The sequence below is a fragment of the Mumia xiangluensis genome (assembly GCF_010994095.1).
Lineage (GTDB): Bacteria > Actinomycetota > Actinomycetes > Propionibacteriales > Nocardioidaceae > Mumia > Mumia xiangluensis.
The window spans coordinates 1,162,322-1,177,710 of the sequence record NZ_WJYO01000001.1 but is presented as its reverse complement, the minus strand read 5'-3'; the positions used below and the strand labels follow the sequence as shown (position 1 = coordinate 1,177,710).

General features: G+C 71.7%; 15 protein-coding genes. 9 read left to right on the top strand and 6 right to left on the bottom strand.

Annotation, left to right across the window (positions count from 1 at the left end):
- Positions 1-100 precede the first annotated feature (100 nt).
- Positions 101-1,306, top strand: a complete 1,206-nt coding sequence (locus GH747_RS05440; protein ID WP_149768480.1) for an ROK family protein — start codon at positions 101-103, stop codon at positions 1,304-1,306.
- Positions 1,307-1,352: 46 nt separating this feature from the next.
- On the opposite strand, the gene GH747_RS05435 is transcribed toward GH747_RS05440, so the two are convergent.
- Genes GH747_RS05435 through xylB form a run of 3 tightly spaced genes read right to left on the bottom strand, consistent with a single transcriptional unit; the run spans position 1,353 to position 5,115 of the window.
- Positions 1,353-2,510, bottom strand: a complete 1,158-nt coding sequence (locus tag GH747_RS05435) for an ROK family transcriptional regulator (protein WP_149768479.1) — start codon at positions 2,508-2,510, stop codon at positions 1,353-1,355.
- On the bottom strand, positions 2,507-3,682 hold the full coding sequence (gene xylA / locus GH747_RS05430; RefSeq protein ID WP_149768478.1) for a xylose isomerase: 1,176 nt from the start codon (positions 3,680-3,682) through the stop codon (positions 2,507-2,509). Before xylA ends, GH747_RS05435 begins: the two co-directional genes overlap by 4 nt.
- Positions 3,679-5,115, bottom strand: coding sequence for a xylulokinase (gene xylB / locus GH747_RS05425; RefSeq protein WP_149768477.1), 1,437 nt, complete (start codon positions 5,113-5,115; stop codon positions 3,679-3,681). Before xylB ends, xylA begins: the two co-directional genes overlap by 4 nt.
- Before the next feature lie 141 nt (positions 5,116-5,256).
- Here xylB and menB point away from each other — a divergent pair, with 141 nt between their 5' ends.
- Positions 5,257-6,093 (top strand): 1,4-dihydroxy-2-naphthoyl-CoA synthase, encoded by an 837-nt coding sequence (menB, locus tag GH747_RS05420; RefSeq protein WP_149768476.1) that lies wholly within the window; start codon positions 5,257-5,259, stop codon positions 6,091-6,093.
- A complete protein-coding gene (locus GH747_RS05415; RefSeq protein WP_149768475.1) occupies positions 6,090-6,584 on the top strand; it encodes a thioesterase family protein in 495 nt (164 codons plus the stop codon). The genes menB and GH747_RS05415 overlap by 4 nt, the downstream gene beginning before the upstream one ends.
- A gap of 22 nt (positions 6,585-6,606) precedes the next feature.
- Here the strand turns inward: GH747_RS05415 and GH747_RS05410 are convergent, their stop codons facing one another.
- Positions 6,607-7,995: an NAD-dependent malic enzyme gene (locus GH747_RS05410; protein ID WP_149768474.1), complete on the bottom strand. Its 1,389-nt coding sequence runs from the start codon at positions 7,993-7,995 to the stop codon at positions 6,607-6,609.
- Between the two features lie 78 nt (positions 7,996-8,073).
- Here GH747_RS05410 and GH747_RS05405 point away from each other — a divergent pair, with 78 nt between their 5' ends.
- Positions 8,074-9,270, top strand: coding sequence for an SLC13 family permease (locus tag GH747_RS05405; protein ID WP_205602770.1), 1,197 nt, complete (start codon positions 8,074-8,076; stop codon positions 9,268-9,270).
- A gap of 46 nt (positions 9,271-9,316) precedes the next feature.
- Entirely contained in the window at positions 9,317-10,276 is a 960-nt protein-coding gene (locus GH747_RS05400; RefSeq protein ID WP_228552782.1) for a cation diffusion facilitator family transporter, read from the top strand.
- 8 nt (positions 10,277-10,284) lie between these two features.
- Here GH747_RS05400 and GH747_RS05395 read toward each other — a convergent pair whose 3' ends face one another.
- The gene (locus GH747_RS05395; protein ID WP_149768472.1) at positions 10,285-10,674 is read right to left on the bottom strand and encodes a pyridoxamine 5'-phosphate oxidase family protein; all 390 of its coding nucleotides are present in this window, start codon (positions 10,672-10,674) and stop codon (positions 10,285-10,287) included.
- A gap of 92 nt (positions 10,675-10,766) precedes the next feature.
- Here GH747_RS05395 and GH747_RS05390 point away from each other — a divergent pair, with 92 nt between their 5' ends.
- Genes GH747_RS05390 through GH747_RS05380 form a run of 3 tightly spaced genes read left to right on the top strand, consistent with a single transcriptional unit; the run spans position 10,767 to position 13,485 of the window.
- A complete protein-coding gene (locus GH747_RS05390; protein ID WP_149768471.1) occupies positions 10,767-11,816 on the top strand; it encodes a Dyp-type peroxidase in 1,050 nt (349 codons plus the stop codon).
- Positions 11,813-12,610: a family 1 encapsulin nanocompartment shell protein gene (locus GH747_RS05385; RefSeq protein WP_149768470.1), complete on the top strand. Its 798-nt coding sequence runs from the start codon at positions 11,813-11,815 to the stop codon at positions 12,608-12,610. The genes GH747_RS05390 and GH747_RS05385 overlap by 4 nt, the downstream gene beginning before the upstream one ends.
- Entirely contained in the window at positions 12,607-13,485 is an 879-nt protein-coding gene (locus GH747_RS05380; RefSeq protein ID WP_149768469.1) for an alpha/beta fold hydrolase, read from the top strand. Before GH747_RS05385 ends, GH747_RS05380 begins: the two co-directional genes overlap by 4 nt.
- A gap of 10 nt (positions 13,486-13,495) precedes the next feature.
- On the opposite strand, the gene GH747_RS05375 is transcribed toward GH747_RS05380, so the two are convergent.
- A complete protein-coding gene (locus tag GH747_RS05375; protein WP_205602769.1) occupies positions 13,496-14,170 on the bottom strand; it encodes a hypothetical protein in 675 nt (224 codons plus the stop codon).
- A 134-nt stretch (positions 14,171-14,304) separates the two neighbouring features.
- On the opposite strand from GH747_RS05375, the gene GH747_RS05370 reads away from it, so the two are divergent.
- The gene (locus tag GH747_RS05370; RefSeq protein ID WP_149768468.1) at positions 14,305-15,372 is read left to right on the top strand and encodes an alpha/beta hydrolase; all 1,068 of its coding nucleotides are present in this window, start codon (positions 14,305-14,307) and stop codon (positions 15,370-15,372) included.
- Positions 15,373-15,389: the final 17 nt, after the last annotated feature.

Below are 15,389 nucleotides of genomic sequence, written 5' to 3'. Positions count from 1 at the left end.
CTAGTCACGTCCAATGTCGAACGTCAAGCAAAAGTCCGATGATTGCCGACATACTTCTGTCGGACTTGACTCCATAAGTTCCCGTGGGAGACTCATCCCCATGGATCCGTTCGTGCCGCAGCCGAGCTCGGCGACTGCAGCCAGCGAGGTTTTCCAGCTGATGCGAGACGGACGCGCACGGACCAAGGCGGAGATCGCCGAGGCCACCTCTCTTGCGCGATCCACGGTCTCGGCACGGCTCGACCTCCTCCTGGCGACCGGCCTCCTCGTCCCCGTCGGCGAGGCCGCCTCCACCGGTGGACGACCACCGGCACGCTTTGCGATGAACACCCGGTCGTTCGTCGTGCTCGCGGTCGACCTCGGCGCCAGCCACGCCACGGTTGCCCTCACCGACCTCGGCGGCGAGATCCTCGGGGAGGTCCGCGTCGACAGCGACATCACCGACGGTCCGCGACCGGTGCTCGACCGGGTCATCGAGCTCGGCGGCGGCCTCCTGGCGAGCCACGGGCTGACCCCGGAGTCGCTCGCCGGGATCGGCGTCGGCGCCCCTGGGCCCGTGGAGCACTCCACAGGACGACCCGCGAACCCGCCGATCATGCCCGGCTGGCACGACTTCGACATCCCGGGATACCTCGGTACGTCGTTCCCCGTTCCCGTCCTCGTCGACAACGACGTGAACGTGATGGCGCTCGGAGAGCACACGGCCCACTGGCCGGAGACCGACGATCTCCTGTTCGTGAAGGTCGCGACCGGCATCGGGTCCGGCATCATCTCCAACCGACGACTCGTCCGCGGCGCCCTCGGCACCGCCGGCGACCTCGGCCACGTCCAGGTCAGCGGCAAGGGCGAGGACGTCGCCTGCCGCTGCGGCAACCTCGGATGCCTCGAGGCCGTCGCCGCCGGTCCGGCGATCGCCAAGCAGCTCGCCGGGCTCGACATCGGGGTCGAGACCCCGCACGACGTGGTCGCTGCGGTCGAGCGCGGCGAGGTCGAGGCTGTCCGCGCGGTCCGCGAGGCCGGACGCGCCATCGGCAGCGTCCTCGCGACGTGCGTCAGCCTCCTGAACCCGTCGGTCGTCGTCATCGGCGGCTCGCTCGCGGCCACCGGCGAATACCTGCTCGCCGGCATCCGCGAGGTCGTGTACCAACGGTCGCTGCCACTCGCCACGCACCAGCTGCGCATCGTCAGCTCGTCCATGCGCGGACGCGAGGCGGTGCTCGGCGCTGCCGCGATGGTGATCGAGGAAGTGCTGTCGCCGCGCTCCGTCGAGGCACTTGTCGAGCGCCGGAGCCGCGCGAGCGCCTGAGCGCCGTACGTCCGCGCGTCGCCCGCCAGCGCTGTACGCCTCGTCATCACACGGCGGTCGCTCCGGTGAACACCTGCGTCAGGGCCTCCTCGGCCGCGCCCGCGGCGGCGGCGCGCAGACCAAGCGTGCTCAGGCGCACGTCCAGGGTCGCGTACGGGGCCGCCGTCACGTGGGCCTCGACCTCGCGGACGACCGCAGGCAGCAGATACGGCGCCAAGGGCACGAAGAAGCCCCCGAGCACCACCGCGTCGGGGTTCAGGATGTTCGCCATCGTCGCGACCCCCTTGCCGAGCAACACCCCGACGCCTTCGAGGGTCTCAGCCGCCCCGGGATCGGCTGCGGCTCGACGCGACACTGCCTCCGCGGCCTCGAGCGGTGTCCCGTCCTCGCTCACCCCGACCGCCGCCAGCACGGCACGCAGGCCGACCGACGCCTCCCAGCACCCCTGACGCCCGCACCCGCACGAGGCGGCCGGGTCGCCGAGCGGGATGTGCCCGACCTCGCCCGCGAAGCCGGACGTACCGCGGACGATCGCGCCGTCGCTGATCACGCCGGCACCGATGCCGACGGTGCCGGTGAGGTAGACGGACTGACCCAGTCCGACGGTCGCGCCCCGGCGGGCCTCGGCGAGCGCGGCGCAGTTCGCGTCGTTCTCGACGGCCACCGGGAGCCCGGTGGCCTCCCCCATGTCGTCGGCGACCGGTCGCCCGCGCCACCCGAGGTTCGGGGCCATGGCGACCACGCCGTTGCGCCGGTCGACGAGACCGGGGACGGCCACCGTCGCGCCGGTCAGCCGGATCCCCTCGCCGGTCAGCTCAGCCGCGGCCAGCTGCGCGAGACCGACCGCCACGTCGTACGGGTCGCCGCCGTCGACCGCCACCGTGCGCTCGAGGCGTACGGCGCCGCCGAGGTCGATCGCGACTGCCGAGACGTAGTCGACGTTCACCTCGAGCCCGAGACCGACGAGCATCCCGCCGGTCAGGACCAGCGGTCGGCCCGGGCGCCCCCGCGATGCCGGAACTGCGTCGGACTCGCTGACGTGCCCGCCGTCGACGAGGGCGCCGACGATCGTGCCGACGGTCGCCTTCGCGAGGCCCGTACGGCGCGCCAGCTCCGTGCGGGTCGCCGGGCCGTCGTGCCGGAGCGAGCGCAGCACCGACGCGGTGTTCTGGCGCCGGAGGTCCTCGGTCGCGACCGGTGTCACCCGCGCACCCCGTAGAGGTGCTCGAGCGCGAGCTGGTCCAGGTGCTCGAACGCGGCGCCGCGGGCGGCGAGCTGCTCCGGGTCGGCGAGCTCGGCCTGCTCCAGCTCGCGCCAGCCCTCGCCCTCGTCCAGCGTCGGGACGGAGAGCTCGGGCAGACGCGCGGCGGCGAGCGCCTCCTGCACGTCGGGGTCTGCGCGGAACGCCCGCACCTTGTCACGAAGGACGAGGTAGTTCGTCATGCACGCGGCGGCCGCGACCCACACGCCGTCCTCGTCCTCGGTGCGCGGGGTCTTGAAGTCGAAGTGCACGGGCCCGTCGTACCCGCCTGCCTCGAGCGCGTCCACGACCCAGAACGCACCGCGGGCGTTGCCGGCGCCGAAGCGCAGGTCCTGGTCGTAGCGGGGCCCGTGCTGACCGTTGAGGTCGATGTGGAAGAGCTTGTCGTGCCAGAGCGCCTGGGCGTAGCCGTGCGCGGCGTTCATGCCCGCCATCTCCTCGTGCCCGACCTCGGGGTTGACGCCGACGTTCTCCGAGCGGTCGAGCGTCTCGATGAACGCCAGCGCGTGGCCGATCGTCGGCAGGAGGATGTCGCCGCGGGGCTCGTTGGGCTTCGGCTCGATCGCGAAGCGCAGGTCGTAGCCGCGGTCGTGGACGAACTCGCCCAGCACGTTGAAGGCCTCGCGATAGCGATCGAGCGCTGCGGCGACGTCCTTGGCCGCGCCGGACTCGGCGCCCTCCCGGCCGCCCCAGCAGACGTACACCTTCGCGCCGAGCTCGGCCGCGAGGTCGATGTTGCGCATGACCTTGCGGATCGCGAACCGACGGACGTCGCGGTCGTTCGACGTGAAGCCGCCGTCCTTGAAGACCGGGTGGGTGAAGAGATTCGTCGTGGCGGTGGTGACGACGAGGCCGGTGTCCGCGAGGCCCTTCTTCCAGCGCTCGATGATGCGGGCCCGGGTGTCGTCGTCGGACCCGAACGGGATCAGGTCGTCGTCGTGGAAGTTCACGCCGTACGCGCCGAGGTCGGCCAGCCGCTCGAGCGCGTGGACGGGGTCCATCTCGCCTCGCGTGGGTTCACCGAACGGATCGCGGCCCGGATAGGCGACCGTCCACAGGCCGAAGGAGAACTTGTCGGCCGGGGTGGGCTGACGGATGGGCTTGGGAATGGTCATGATGTCCTCTCGGGTCGGGTCCACGCGCCGGTGCGGTCGCGCAGGTCTGCGTACGCCTCGCGTACGGCGGGAGTCGGGTCGGCCTCGAGCACCTCGGCGCCCTTGGCCTCCCAGGTGGGCGGGTCGACGGCGCCGCTGAGCGCCCAGGCGGCCTGCCGGGCTGCGCCGAGCGCGACGTACTCGGCTGACGGCGGGACGTGCACCGGCATGCCGAGGATCGCGGGAGCGAGCGCTCGTACGGCCGGGTTGCGGGCGGCACCGCCGATGAGCAGGAGTCGTCCGTCACCGTCACCGCCGCTGCGACCCGCGAGCAGGGCCCCGCCGACGCGACTCCGCAGGAGGTCCACCGCGTCGGCGAGCGAGCACAGCAGCGCCTCCACGGCGGCCCGGGCGAGGTCCTCGCGGGTGGTGCTCGGCCGCAGCCCGTCCCAGACGCCGACCGCGTGCGGACGGTCGGGGGTGCGCTCGCCGCCGTAGTACGGGGAGAGCGTCACGCCGTTGGCCCCCGGCGGTGCGGCCAGCGCCAGGCGCCCGAGCTCGGCGTGGTCGACGCCGAGCAGCCGGGCCTGGAGGTCGAGGATGCCGGCGGCGTTCATCGTCGTCGCCATCGGGAGGTAGCGTCCGGTCGCGTCGGCGAACCCGGTGACGGAGCCGGTCCCGTCGGCGACCGGCGTCTCGGCGATCGCCGACGCCACCCCCGACGTACCGATCGACACGACGACGTCGCCCGCGGCGAGCCCGAGGCCGAGCGCGGCTCCCATGTTGTCGCCCGTGCCGCCCGCCACGACGACGGAGCCCTCGTACGCCGCCGCGCCGTCGGCGACCACGCGCGGCAGGGCGACCTCGTGGCCGAGCGCGGCCGCGGCGAGGTCCTCGCGCCAAGCGCTGGTCCGCGCGTCGAAGTAGCCGGTGCCCGACGCGTCGCCGCGGTCGGTGAAGGGTCCGGTACGACGCGCGGCGAGGTGCCACGAGACGTAGTCGTGCGGGAGCAGCACCTGCGTCGTACGGTCTGCTGCCTCGGGCCGGTGATCACGCAACCACCGCAGCTTGCTGGCGGTGAACGACGCGACCAGCACGCTGCCGACGGCGGCGGCACACTCCTGCGGGCCGCCCATCTCGGCGACGAGGTCGACGGCCGCGTCGGCGGAGCGCGTGTCGTTCCACAGCAGCGCGTCGTGGACCGGCTCGCCGTCTGCGTCGAGCGCGACCATGCCGTGCTGCTGGCCGGCGACCGCGACCGCGGCAGCTTCGCCGAGCCAGTCGCCGAGGGCGTCGTCGCAGGCCTTCAGCCAGTGGCGCGGATCGACCGACGTGCCGTCCGGATGGGGAGCCGAGCGCTGCGCGAGGACCGTGCCGTCGGCCGCGTCGACGAGCACGGCCTTGGTGGACTGGGTCGACGAGTCGATGCCGACGACGCGAGTGCTGTGAGCCACGCCACCCTGTTTAGTACGAGTCTCAAACTAATGTCAAGCGGCTTGCCTCATCGCGCCCCGCGTCGGCGCCTCAGCGTCCACCCGCGCGGAGGCGGTGGACGCTGACGCACCGACGCGAGAGGCACGTTGGAGAATGGCCCCATGACTGACTCGACCCCTACCGTCTGGCACGCGGCCGGCGACTACACCGACATCCGGTACGAGACGACCGACGACGGCATCGCGAAGATCACGATCAACCGGCCCGAGGTGCACAACGCCTTCCGGCCCCAGACGATCATCGAGATCTCCGACGCTCTCACCGTGGCGCGCGAGGACGAGTCGGTCGGCGTCATCATCCTCACCGGCGCGGGCGACAAGGCGTTCTGCTCGGGCGGCGACCAGCGGGTTCGCGGCGACTCCGGCTACAAGACGGACGCCGGCGCCACCGGCCGCTTCCACGTCACCGACCTGCACGTGCAGATGCGGCGTTGCCCGAAGCCGATCGTCGCGATGGTGGCCGGCTGGGCGATCGGCGGCGGCCACGTCCTCCACGTCGTCGCGGACCTCACCATCGCCGCCGACAACGCACGCTTCGGCCAGGTCGGCCCGAAGGTCGGCTCGTTCGACGGCGGCTTCGGCGCGAGCTCGCTGTCGCAGCTGGTCGGCATGAAGAAGGCCAAGGAGATCTGGTTCCTCTGCCGCCAGTACGACGCTCAGCAGGCGCTCGAGATGGGCATGGTCAACACCGTCGTCCCGCTCGCCGACCTCGAGGCCGAGACGGTGAAGTGGTGCCGCGAGATGCTCGCACTGTCGCCGTACGCGCTGCGTCTCATGAAGGCGAGCTTCCACGCCTCCGAGGACGGGTACGCAGGACTGCAGCAGCTCGCCCACGACACCAACCTGCTCTTCTACGGCAACGACGAGGCCAAGGAGGGCCGCGAGGCCTACAAGGAGAAGCGCAAGCCCGACTTCACGCAGTTCCCCCGACGCGCGTGAGCGGCGTGCTGCGGGCCGAGGACATGGCCGGGATCGATCCGATCCTCACGCTCACCGTCCCGCCGGAGTTCGAGGACGAGAACGGCCACGTCAACATTCGCCACTACTTCGACCTGCACGCGCGAGCGAGCGACCCCGCGTTCGAGGCGTTCGGCATCGACGACGCCTACCGCGAGGAGCGGAGGCTGAGCGTCTTCAGCATCGAGCACCGCATCCGCTACCTCGACGAGGTCCTCGTCGGTCACGACGTCGCGGTGTACGTCCGCATGCTCGCGCGGTCGGCCAAGATCGTGCACGGCATCCAACTGCTGTTCGACACCACGACCGGGTCGCTCGCGAACACCCTCGAGTTCGTCGAGGGGCACGTGAGCCTCGAGCAGCGCCGTACGGTCCCCTGGGCCGACGACGTGGCAGCGCGCCTCGACGCCACGATCGCCGACGGCGACACGTGGCCCGACCTGCCGCACCCGCTGGGGCTCGGCCTGCGCTGAGCGCGCACGGCCGGCGACGCGGTCAGCGCTTGGCCGACGCCACCGCGCGTACGGCCTCGGCGACGCGGTCGTGCACCTCCGGGTGGAACACGCTCGGGATGATGTAGTTCGCGTTGAGCTCGTCGTCGGAGACGGTCGCCGAGATCGCCTCCGACGCCGCGAGCAGCACGTCGGTCCCGATGCCGTGGCTCTGCGCGTCGAGCAGGCCGCGGAACACACCGGGGAACGCGAGCACGTTGTTGATCTGGTTCGGGTAGTCCGATCGCCCCGTCGCGACGACGGCGGCGTGCGCGCGAGCGAGCGCGGGGTCGATCTCCGGCGTCGGGTTGGCGAGCGCGAACACGATCGCGCCGTCGTTCATCGCCTCGACGTCGTCGACCGTCAGCACGTTCGGGGCGGAGACACCGATGAAGACGTCCGCACCGCCGATCACGTCGCGCAGCGTGCCGGTCACGCCGCGCGGGTTGGTGTGCTCGGCGATCCACCCGAGCTGCCCGACGAGTCCCGGGCGATCCGCGTGGACGACGCCGTCGATGTCGCACACCACCACGTCCGAGGCGCCGGCCTCGAGGACGAGCTTGAGGATCGCAGTCCCGGCCGCGCCGGCGCCCGACATGACGATGCGGACGTCCGCGATGTCCTTGCCGACCACACGCAAGGCGTTCCGCAGGGAGGCGAGCGCGACGATCGCCGTACCGTGCTGGTCGTCGTGGAACACGGGGATGTCGAGGCGGGCACGCAGGCGGTCCTCGATCTCGAAGCACTTCGGGGCGGCGATGTCCTCGAGGTTGATGCCGGCGAAGCCCGGTGCGATCGCGGCCACAGTCTCGACGATCGAGTCGACGTCGTGGGTGTCGAGGCACAGCGGCCAGGCGTCGATGTCGGCGAACGTCTTGAACAGCGCCGCCTTCCCCTCCATCACCGGCAGCGCGGCATACGGGCCGATGTCACCCAGTCCCAGGACGGCCGACCCGTCGGTGACGACCGCGACGGCGTTGCGCTTCACCGTCAGGCGGCGCGCATCCTCCTTGTCGCGGGCGATCGCCTCGCTGATGCGCGCGACGCCGGGCGTGTAGATCATCGAGAGGTCGTCGCGGGTGCGCAGCGGGTGCTTGGTCGCGACCTCGATGACGCCGCCGAGGTGCATGAGGAACGTGCGGTCGGAGACCTTCTTGACGTCGGCGTCCCCGATCGCCCGGAGCGCGGCCACGATCCGGTCGGCGTGGTCGGTGTCCGACGTCGCGACGGTGAGGTCGATCCCGAGGAGCTCGGTGTGCGACCCGGTGACGTCGAGGGCGGTGACGATGCCGCCCGCCTTCTCGACGACGGTGGTCAGGTCGCTGACGGCGGATCCGCCGGACGGGACCTCGAGGCGGATGGTGATGGAGTACGAGACGCTCGGTGCTGGCACCGGTCCAGCGTGTCACACCACGCCGGACAAGACATGAGGCACCCCTCATGTTCTCCGGGTGCCGCGTACCCTTCCTCGGTGAGGGTCGTCCGTCGTGTCGCCGCCCCCGCGGCCGCCCTTCCCGCTGTCGCGGCACTGGCCGGCACCCTGGTGCTGGTGACCGGCTGGCTCCCGTACGCCGATGCGGTCGAGCTCCTCCGCCACACCGGGCCCGTCCTCGTCTTCGTCGTCGCCATCACCGCGTACGCCGAGCTGTGCGCGGTCTGCGGGCTCTTCGACGCCGCCGCAGGGATCGCGGTCCGCGCGTCCGCGGGGCGTCGCCTCGTCCTGTCGGCGTGGGTCGCGGCGCTCGCGACGCTCTGCACGATCACCCTCTCGCTCGACACGACCGCCGTCCTCCTCACCCCCGTCGTCCTGGCGATGGCACGTCGGACGGGCTCGGACCCGCTCCCGCTCGCCCTGACCGTGGTGGCGCTCGCCAACACGGCATCGCTCCTGCTCCCCGTCTCCAACCTGACGAACCTGCTGGCGGCACCAGCGTTCGAGCGCGCCGGCACCAGCTACGTCGCGACGATGGCGTTGCCCGCACTTGCGGTCCTCGCCGCCACGATCGTCGTTCTCGCGCTCCTCCACCGCCGTGGGATCACCGGACGGTTCACGGTCACGGCGAGCACCCGCCCCGAGGATCTCGTGCTGCTGCGCACCGCGGCGGTGACCACCGTCGGAGTCGTGACGGGCTTCGTCGCGGGAGCCTCGTACGCCTGGGTGGCCGTCGCGGGCACGCTCGTGCTCGGCACGGCCATCCTCGTGCGCCGCCGCAGCCTCGTGGTCCCCGCGTCCGACCTGGTGCCGTGGCGGATGGTCGTCGCGGTGGCCGGACTGTTCGTCGTCGTCGGCGGCGCCCACGCCCACGGTCTTGACGAGGTCGCCGCGAGCATCGCCGGGAGCGGCACGGGCCTCGCCGACCTCGCACGTCTCGCCGCCGTCGGAGCCGGCTCCGCCAACGCCATCAACAACCTGCCCGCCTACCTCGCGCTCGCACCGGTCGCCGTGGACGACGCCGCGCGTACGGCGGTGCTGCTCGTCGCCGTCGGCGCCGGACCGCTGCTGACGCCGTGGGGGTCCCTGGCCACGCTGCTGTGGTGGCGCCAGGTCCAGCGGCACGGAGACGACGGCGCACGGCCGACGTGGCGCCGTACGCTCGGACAGGGGCTCGTCCTCGCCCCGGTGGCCGTCGCCGTCGGCACAGTCACCGTCGCGCTCACCTCTCGCTAGCGCCGTACGACCTGCGGGTGGGCCGCACCGACGGTAGAACCGGGGTGTGAGCGACGACCAGTCACCGCGCCCCGACTCGCACGACGAGAGCACCCTCACCGTCGTCGTCGCCTTCACCATGAACGCGCTCATCGCGATCGCCAAGAGCGTGGCCGCCGCTCTCACCGGTTCAGCGTCGATGGTCGCCGAGGCGGCGCACTCGTGGGCCGACACCGGCAACGAGATCTTCCTCATCGTCGCCGACCGGCGTTCGCGCGGCCGACCCGACGACGAGCACCCCCTCGGCTACGGCCGCGAGGCGTACGTGTGGTCGATGTTCGCCGCGATCGGCCTCTTCACCGCAGGTGCCGCCGTGTCGATCTGGCACGGCGTCACCGAGCTCCTCGACCCGGAGCCGGCCGGCGACTTCGGCATCGCCTACGCGGTCCTCGGCATCGCATTCGTCCTGGAGAGCGTCTCGTTCGCGCAGGCGTTCCGGCAGACCCGCGGCGCCGCCCGTCGCGAGAGCATCGACGTCTTCGACGCCGCGCTGAACACCTCCGATCCGACCCTGCGCGCAGTCTTCGCAGAGGATGCCGCGGCTCTCATCGGACTCGTCCTGGCGTTCACCGGGATCCTCGCGCACCAGCTGACGGGATCACCGGTCCCCGACGCCATCGGGTCCATCGCCGTCGGCATCCTGCTCGCCGTGGTCGCCGTGGTGCTGATCGACCGCAACCGGCGGTTCATCGTCGGCGAGCACGTGTCGCCCTCGCAGCGCGACCGGACGCTGGACCTGCTCTCGCGCGTCGAGGAGATCGAGCGCGTCACCTACCTGCACGTCGAGTTCGTCGGTCCCCGCCAGGTGTACGTCGTCGCGCACGTCGACCTCGTCGGCGACACCCACGAGGCGGCGGTCGCGTACGCGCTGCGGGCGCTCGAGCGCCGGATCGAGGAGCACCCTCTCGTCGTCGAGTGCGTCCTCAGCCCGGCGACCCCTGACGAGGAGACGCTCCGGCCTGCGTGACCCGGCGGTCAGGCCACCCGGCGTCCGGTCAGCTCCTCGATCGCGAGGCCGAGGAGCACCGTGCCCGGGAATCCGACCCACGGCTCGGGGTCCACGTCCGGAAGGTCGGCGTCGCCGACCGCCCTGATCGTGCCGCGGACCTTGACGCTCCAGCCGGTCTGCGCCAGCCGGTCGAGATAGGTCACGAGGAACGCGACCTGCTCCGGACCCGGCGCGAGCTCGGCGAGGGTGCCCGCCTCGACCGTACGGATGTAGATCATGTCGCCGCTCAGCCGGAAGTTCACCGGCGTGATGTCGACACCGCGGCTGGACTCGTACGCGATGTGCCCGACGCGTGCTGTGCCCAGCAGGTCGCGCGTCTCGGCATCGTCGAGGGTCACCAGCGCCTTGCCGCTCATCGCCACCTCCTGGCCGTAGTTCGAGTCTACGTCGGAGGTCGGATCACAGCGCACGTCGTAGGGTGGCCACAGCAGCCGACGAGAGGGGTGTCGTGACCAGCGTTTCCCGCTTCCCAGAGCCGCAGGCCGTGACCTCACCACTGACCGAGTACGCCGTCTTCCTCGTCGTCACCATCGCGCCCGGACACGAGGCTGCGCAGACCGCTCGGGACGTCGTCGGCGAGGTCGGCGACCTGGTCCGCGCGGTCGGCTTCCGCAGCCTCCACGGCGGCCTCACCTGCGTCGTCGGCATCGGCTCGGAGGCGTGGGACCGGTTCGACGCACCGGCACGGCCGGAGCACCTGCACCCGTTCGTGGCGATCGACGGCTTCGCCCATGACGCTCCGAGCACGCCAGGCGACCTCCTCTTCCACATCCGCGCCTCGCGTCACGACCTGTGCTTCGAGCTCGAGCGGCTGATCCTCGACGCGCTCGGCGACGCGGTCAGCGTCGTCGACGACACGCCAGGGTTCCGCTACTTCGACGCCCGCGACCTGCTCGGATTCGTCGACGGCACCGAGAACCCGGTCGGCGACGGCCTGACGGACGCCGCGTACGTCGACGGCGACGGCGACTTCGCGGGCGGAAGCTACGTCGTCACGCAGCGCTACACCCACGACCTCGCCGCCTGGGGAAGGCTGTCGACCGAGGAGCAGGAGCGGATCATCGGGCGCACCAAGGCCGACGACGTCGAGCTCGCCGACGAGGTGATGCCGTCGAACTCGCACGTGGTGCTCAACACGCTGACCGACGACGAGGGCAACGATCTCGACATCGTGCGGTTCAACATGGCCTTCGGGAGCTACGCCGCCGGCGAGGTCGGCACCTACTTCATCGGCTACGCCAAGGACCCGGCGATCACCGAGGAGATGCTCCGCAACATGTTCGTGGGCAAGCCCGCGGGCAACTACGACCGCATCCTCGACTTCTCGACAGCGACGTCCGGCTGCCTGTTCTTCGTCCCCTCGTCCGCCACGCTCGCCATGCTCGACGACCTACCCCCGCTGGCCGAGGCCACCCCGACCCCGCCGGCCGAGGCCACCCCACCAACCCCCGACAGCTCGCTGCGCGTCGGGAGCCTTCGAGGAGAGTACGAACGATGAACAACCTGTACCGCTCGCTCGCACCGATCTCCGCGCCGGCCTGGGCGCAGATCGAGGAGGAGGCGAGCCGGACGTTCCGCCGCAACCTCGCCGCCCGACGTGTGGTCGACGTCCACGACCCGCAGGGCGTGGAGTTCGCCGGCTTGTCGACCGGCCACCGCGGCGCTGCGACGACCGACAGCTTCGGCGTCGCCGTACGCCGCCGCGAGGTCGCTCCGGTCGCTGAGCTGCGCGTCACGTTCGACCTGAGCCGCGAGGACATCGACGACGTGGAGCGCGGCTCGAACGACTCCGACTGGCAGCCGGTCAAGGACGCCGCGCGTGCGCTCGCGTTCGCCGAGGACGGGGCGATCTTCCACGGCCTCACCGACGTCGGCATCCGCGGCATCGCGGAGTCGTCGAGCAACCCGCGGATGCCGCTGCCGGTGAACGCGGTCGACTATCCCGACGTGGTCGCGCAGGCGCTGAGCCAGCTGCGCCTGGTCGGCGTCGAAGGCCCGTACGCCCTGCTGCTCAGCGCCGACGCGTTCACGCTGGTCAACGAGACGACCGACCACGGCTACCCGATCCACCAACAGCTGTCGCGCCTGGTGGACGGCAACATCGTGTGGGCGCCGGCGATCTCGGGCGCCGTCCTCCTGTCGACTCGTGGCGGTGACTACGACCTGCACCTCGGGCAGGACACGTCGATCGGCTACCTCCATCACGACGACGAGTCCGTGACGCTCTACCTGCAGGAGTCGTTCGCGTTCCTCCCGCTCACCTCCGAGGCATCGGTGGTGCTGGACGCATGAGCGAGATCTCGACGGGCTCGACCGGAAGAACGGCCGACGTCTGGACGGAGCGGCGCAGCGTCGACGTCGGCGCGCTGACCTTCGACGTCGCGTTCGCCGGACCCGAGGAGGGCACTCCCGTGGTCCTGCTGCACGGGTTCCCCCAGACGTACGACTCGTGGCTGGGGGTCGCCCCCAGGCTCGCCGAGGCAGGCCTGCGCGTCATCGCTCCGAACCAGCGCGGCTACTCGCCCGGAGCCCGCCCGCTGGACACGGACGCGTACGGCATGGAGCACCTCGTCGGCGACGTCACGGGGCTGATGGACGCGCTTGGGTACGACGCCACACACGTGGTCGGTCACGACTGGGGTGCGGCGGTGTCGTGGGCGCTGACGGCGCACCACCCCGACCGCGTCCGCTCGCTGGTCGCGCTCTCGGTGCCGCACCTCGCGGCGTACGGGTGGGCGCTGCGCCACGACGAGGACCAGCAGAAGCGTGCCTCGTACATCCAGCTCATGCGCCAGCCCGGCAAGGCCGAGGAGGTCCTGCTCGCTGACGGCGCACGACGGATCACGGCGATGTACGACGGCGCGGTCCCGCCGGAGATCGCTGCGTCGTTCGTCGCCGCGATGCAGGAGCCGGGAGCGCTGACGGCAGCGCTGAACTGGTACCGCGCGATGGACCGCGATCTCGACCAGACCCCGACGGTGGTCGTGCCCACGACCTACCTGTGGGGTGACGCGGACTGGGCGCTCGGCGCGGCAGGCGCCCGGCGGTGCGGCGAGCACGTCGACGCCGAGTACCGGTTCGTGCCCGTCGCGGGGGCGTCGCACTGGTTCCCGGAGGAGTTCCCGGACGTGGTCGCCTCGGAGATCGTGGCGCGCACCCGCGGCTGAGCCGTACCCGTCAGGCGGGTGATCCACCCACGTCCTCGGGCCTCTCGCGGGCACGCTCGGCCTCGTTGCGCCGAGAGACCTCGGCCGACAGGTCGCGGACCCGCTGGCCGCGGTGCCGGTTGGAGCTGGTCAGCCAGGCGAGCCCGAGGATGAGCGCCACGGCGATGATCACGCCCCACAAGGTCGCCGCGCGGAACCCCGGCCCGTCCACGTCGAGGATGCGCTCACCGGCGTGCGCGCCGTCGCTGGTCCCGATGACGATCGACAGCGTCATCAGGTTCGGGAGGGCGAGCAGGATCCCGACCCCGACGAGCACGGCGATCCAGACCCCCTTGATCCATCGTCGGGCGATCGCCTGCCACACGATGAGAAGCGGCACGAACGTGAAGACGACGCCGAGGAACAGCCCCCATACGGTGCCCGCGGTGAGCTTCCCGTCGACTCGGGTCCCGATCCACTGCGCCCACCAGCGCGGCACGAACGCAGCGAGCGCGTAGCCGACCGCAACGAGCACCACGGCGATCGCCAGGACGAACACGGCCTTGCGGGCCACGTCCTTCGCGCGCGTCGAGGCATCGGAGACGTGGCTGGGAGCCGTACGCCGCGGAGCGCCGTCGGCCGCGTCCCGCGCGCGCTCCGGCGGATTCTCCGGGGGCGTCGCCGCCCCGTCGTGCGAGGTCACCATCTGCCCAGAATGGCACCAAACCTGCGGGCTGGCCGGAATCCGGACCGACGACCGGATAACATCCGTTTACAGAGATGTGACGCACGGCACACACTCGGGTTGCCTGGCGTTCACCTCAGGAAGGAACGGTCACCATGACCCCGACAGAGGGCCTGCGCACCGCCGAGATCATCCCCCTGGAGAGGGACAACCTCCGCGTCGTCGCCAAGTCGCGCCGCAGCGCGCGATCCCTGATCCTGTCCAGCGCGCTCAGGATGACCGTGAAGCCCGCGCTGTCGGTGTGGGCGCACGCCCCGGGAGCGCCCTGGCCGACCGGTCTTCTCGAGGGTGCCGCCGCCTTCCTTCCCGCCCCCCGCCGTACGACCATCGACGAGATCCGGCTGCCGCAGTGCGACGCCGAGGTCATCCGCGCGGAGTCCGCCGAGCACGCCGACACGCACGCGATCCTCTACCTCCACGGTGGGGCGTTCCTCATCGGCGGCCTCAACACCCACCGCGGCCTCGCAGCGCGCCTGTCGGCGACCGGAGGCTGCACCGTCCTCAACGTCGGCTACCGGATGATGCCGAAGCATCCCGTCAGCCATGCGATCGAGGACGGCCTGAACGGCTACCGCTGGCTGCTCGAGCAGGGATACCCGCCCGAGCGGATCGTCGTCGCCGGCGACTCAGCGGGCGGCTACCTCGCGTTCGCCGTCACGCTCGCGATCCTGCAGGAGGGCCTCGCTGCCCCCGCCGGCCTCGTGGCGATGTCCCCACTGACCGACCTCGACCCCGAGCGCAAGCTCGACCACCCCGACCGTCCGTCCTGCGCGCTCTTCCCCCGTTCGGCGTGGCGGGGGTTCCTGCGGCTCGTCGACATGGTCGAGAACGAGCTGCTCTCCGAGCTCCTGCAACCGGCGTCGTCGCTCGTCGACGCCGACCTGCGCGGCCTTCCCCGCACGCTCATCCAGGTCGGGTCCGACGAGCTCGTCCTTCCCGACGCCGAGCTGATGGCGATCCGCCTCGCCCGCTCCGACGTCGACGTCGAGCTGCAGGTCTGGGAGAAGCAGGTGCACGTCTTCCAGCTCGCGATCGGCATCGTCCCGGAGTCGCGAGAGGCGACGAGGGAGGTCGGGCGGTTCGCGCGCGACGCCACGGCCGCCGCCGCACGCAGCGCGAGGTCGACCCGTCGGCCCCGGCGCGCCCGCACGCGCCAGGCCTGAGGTCGGCCACACGGCAC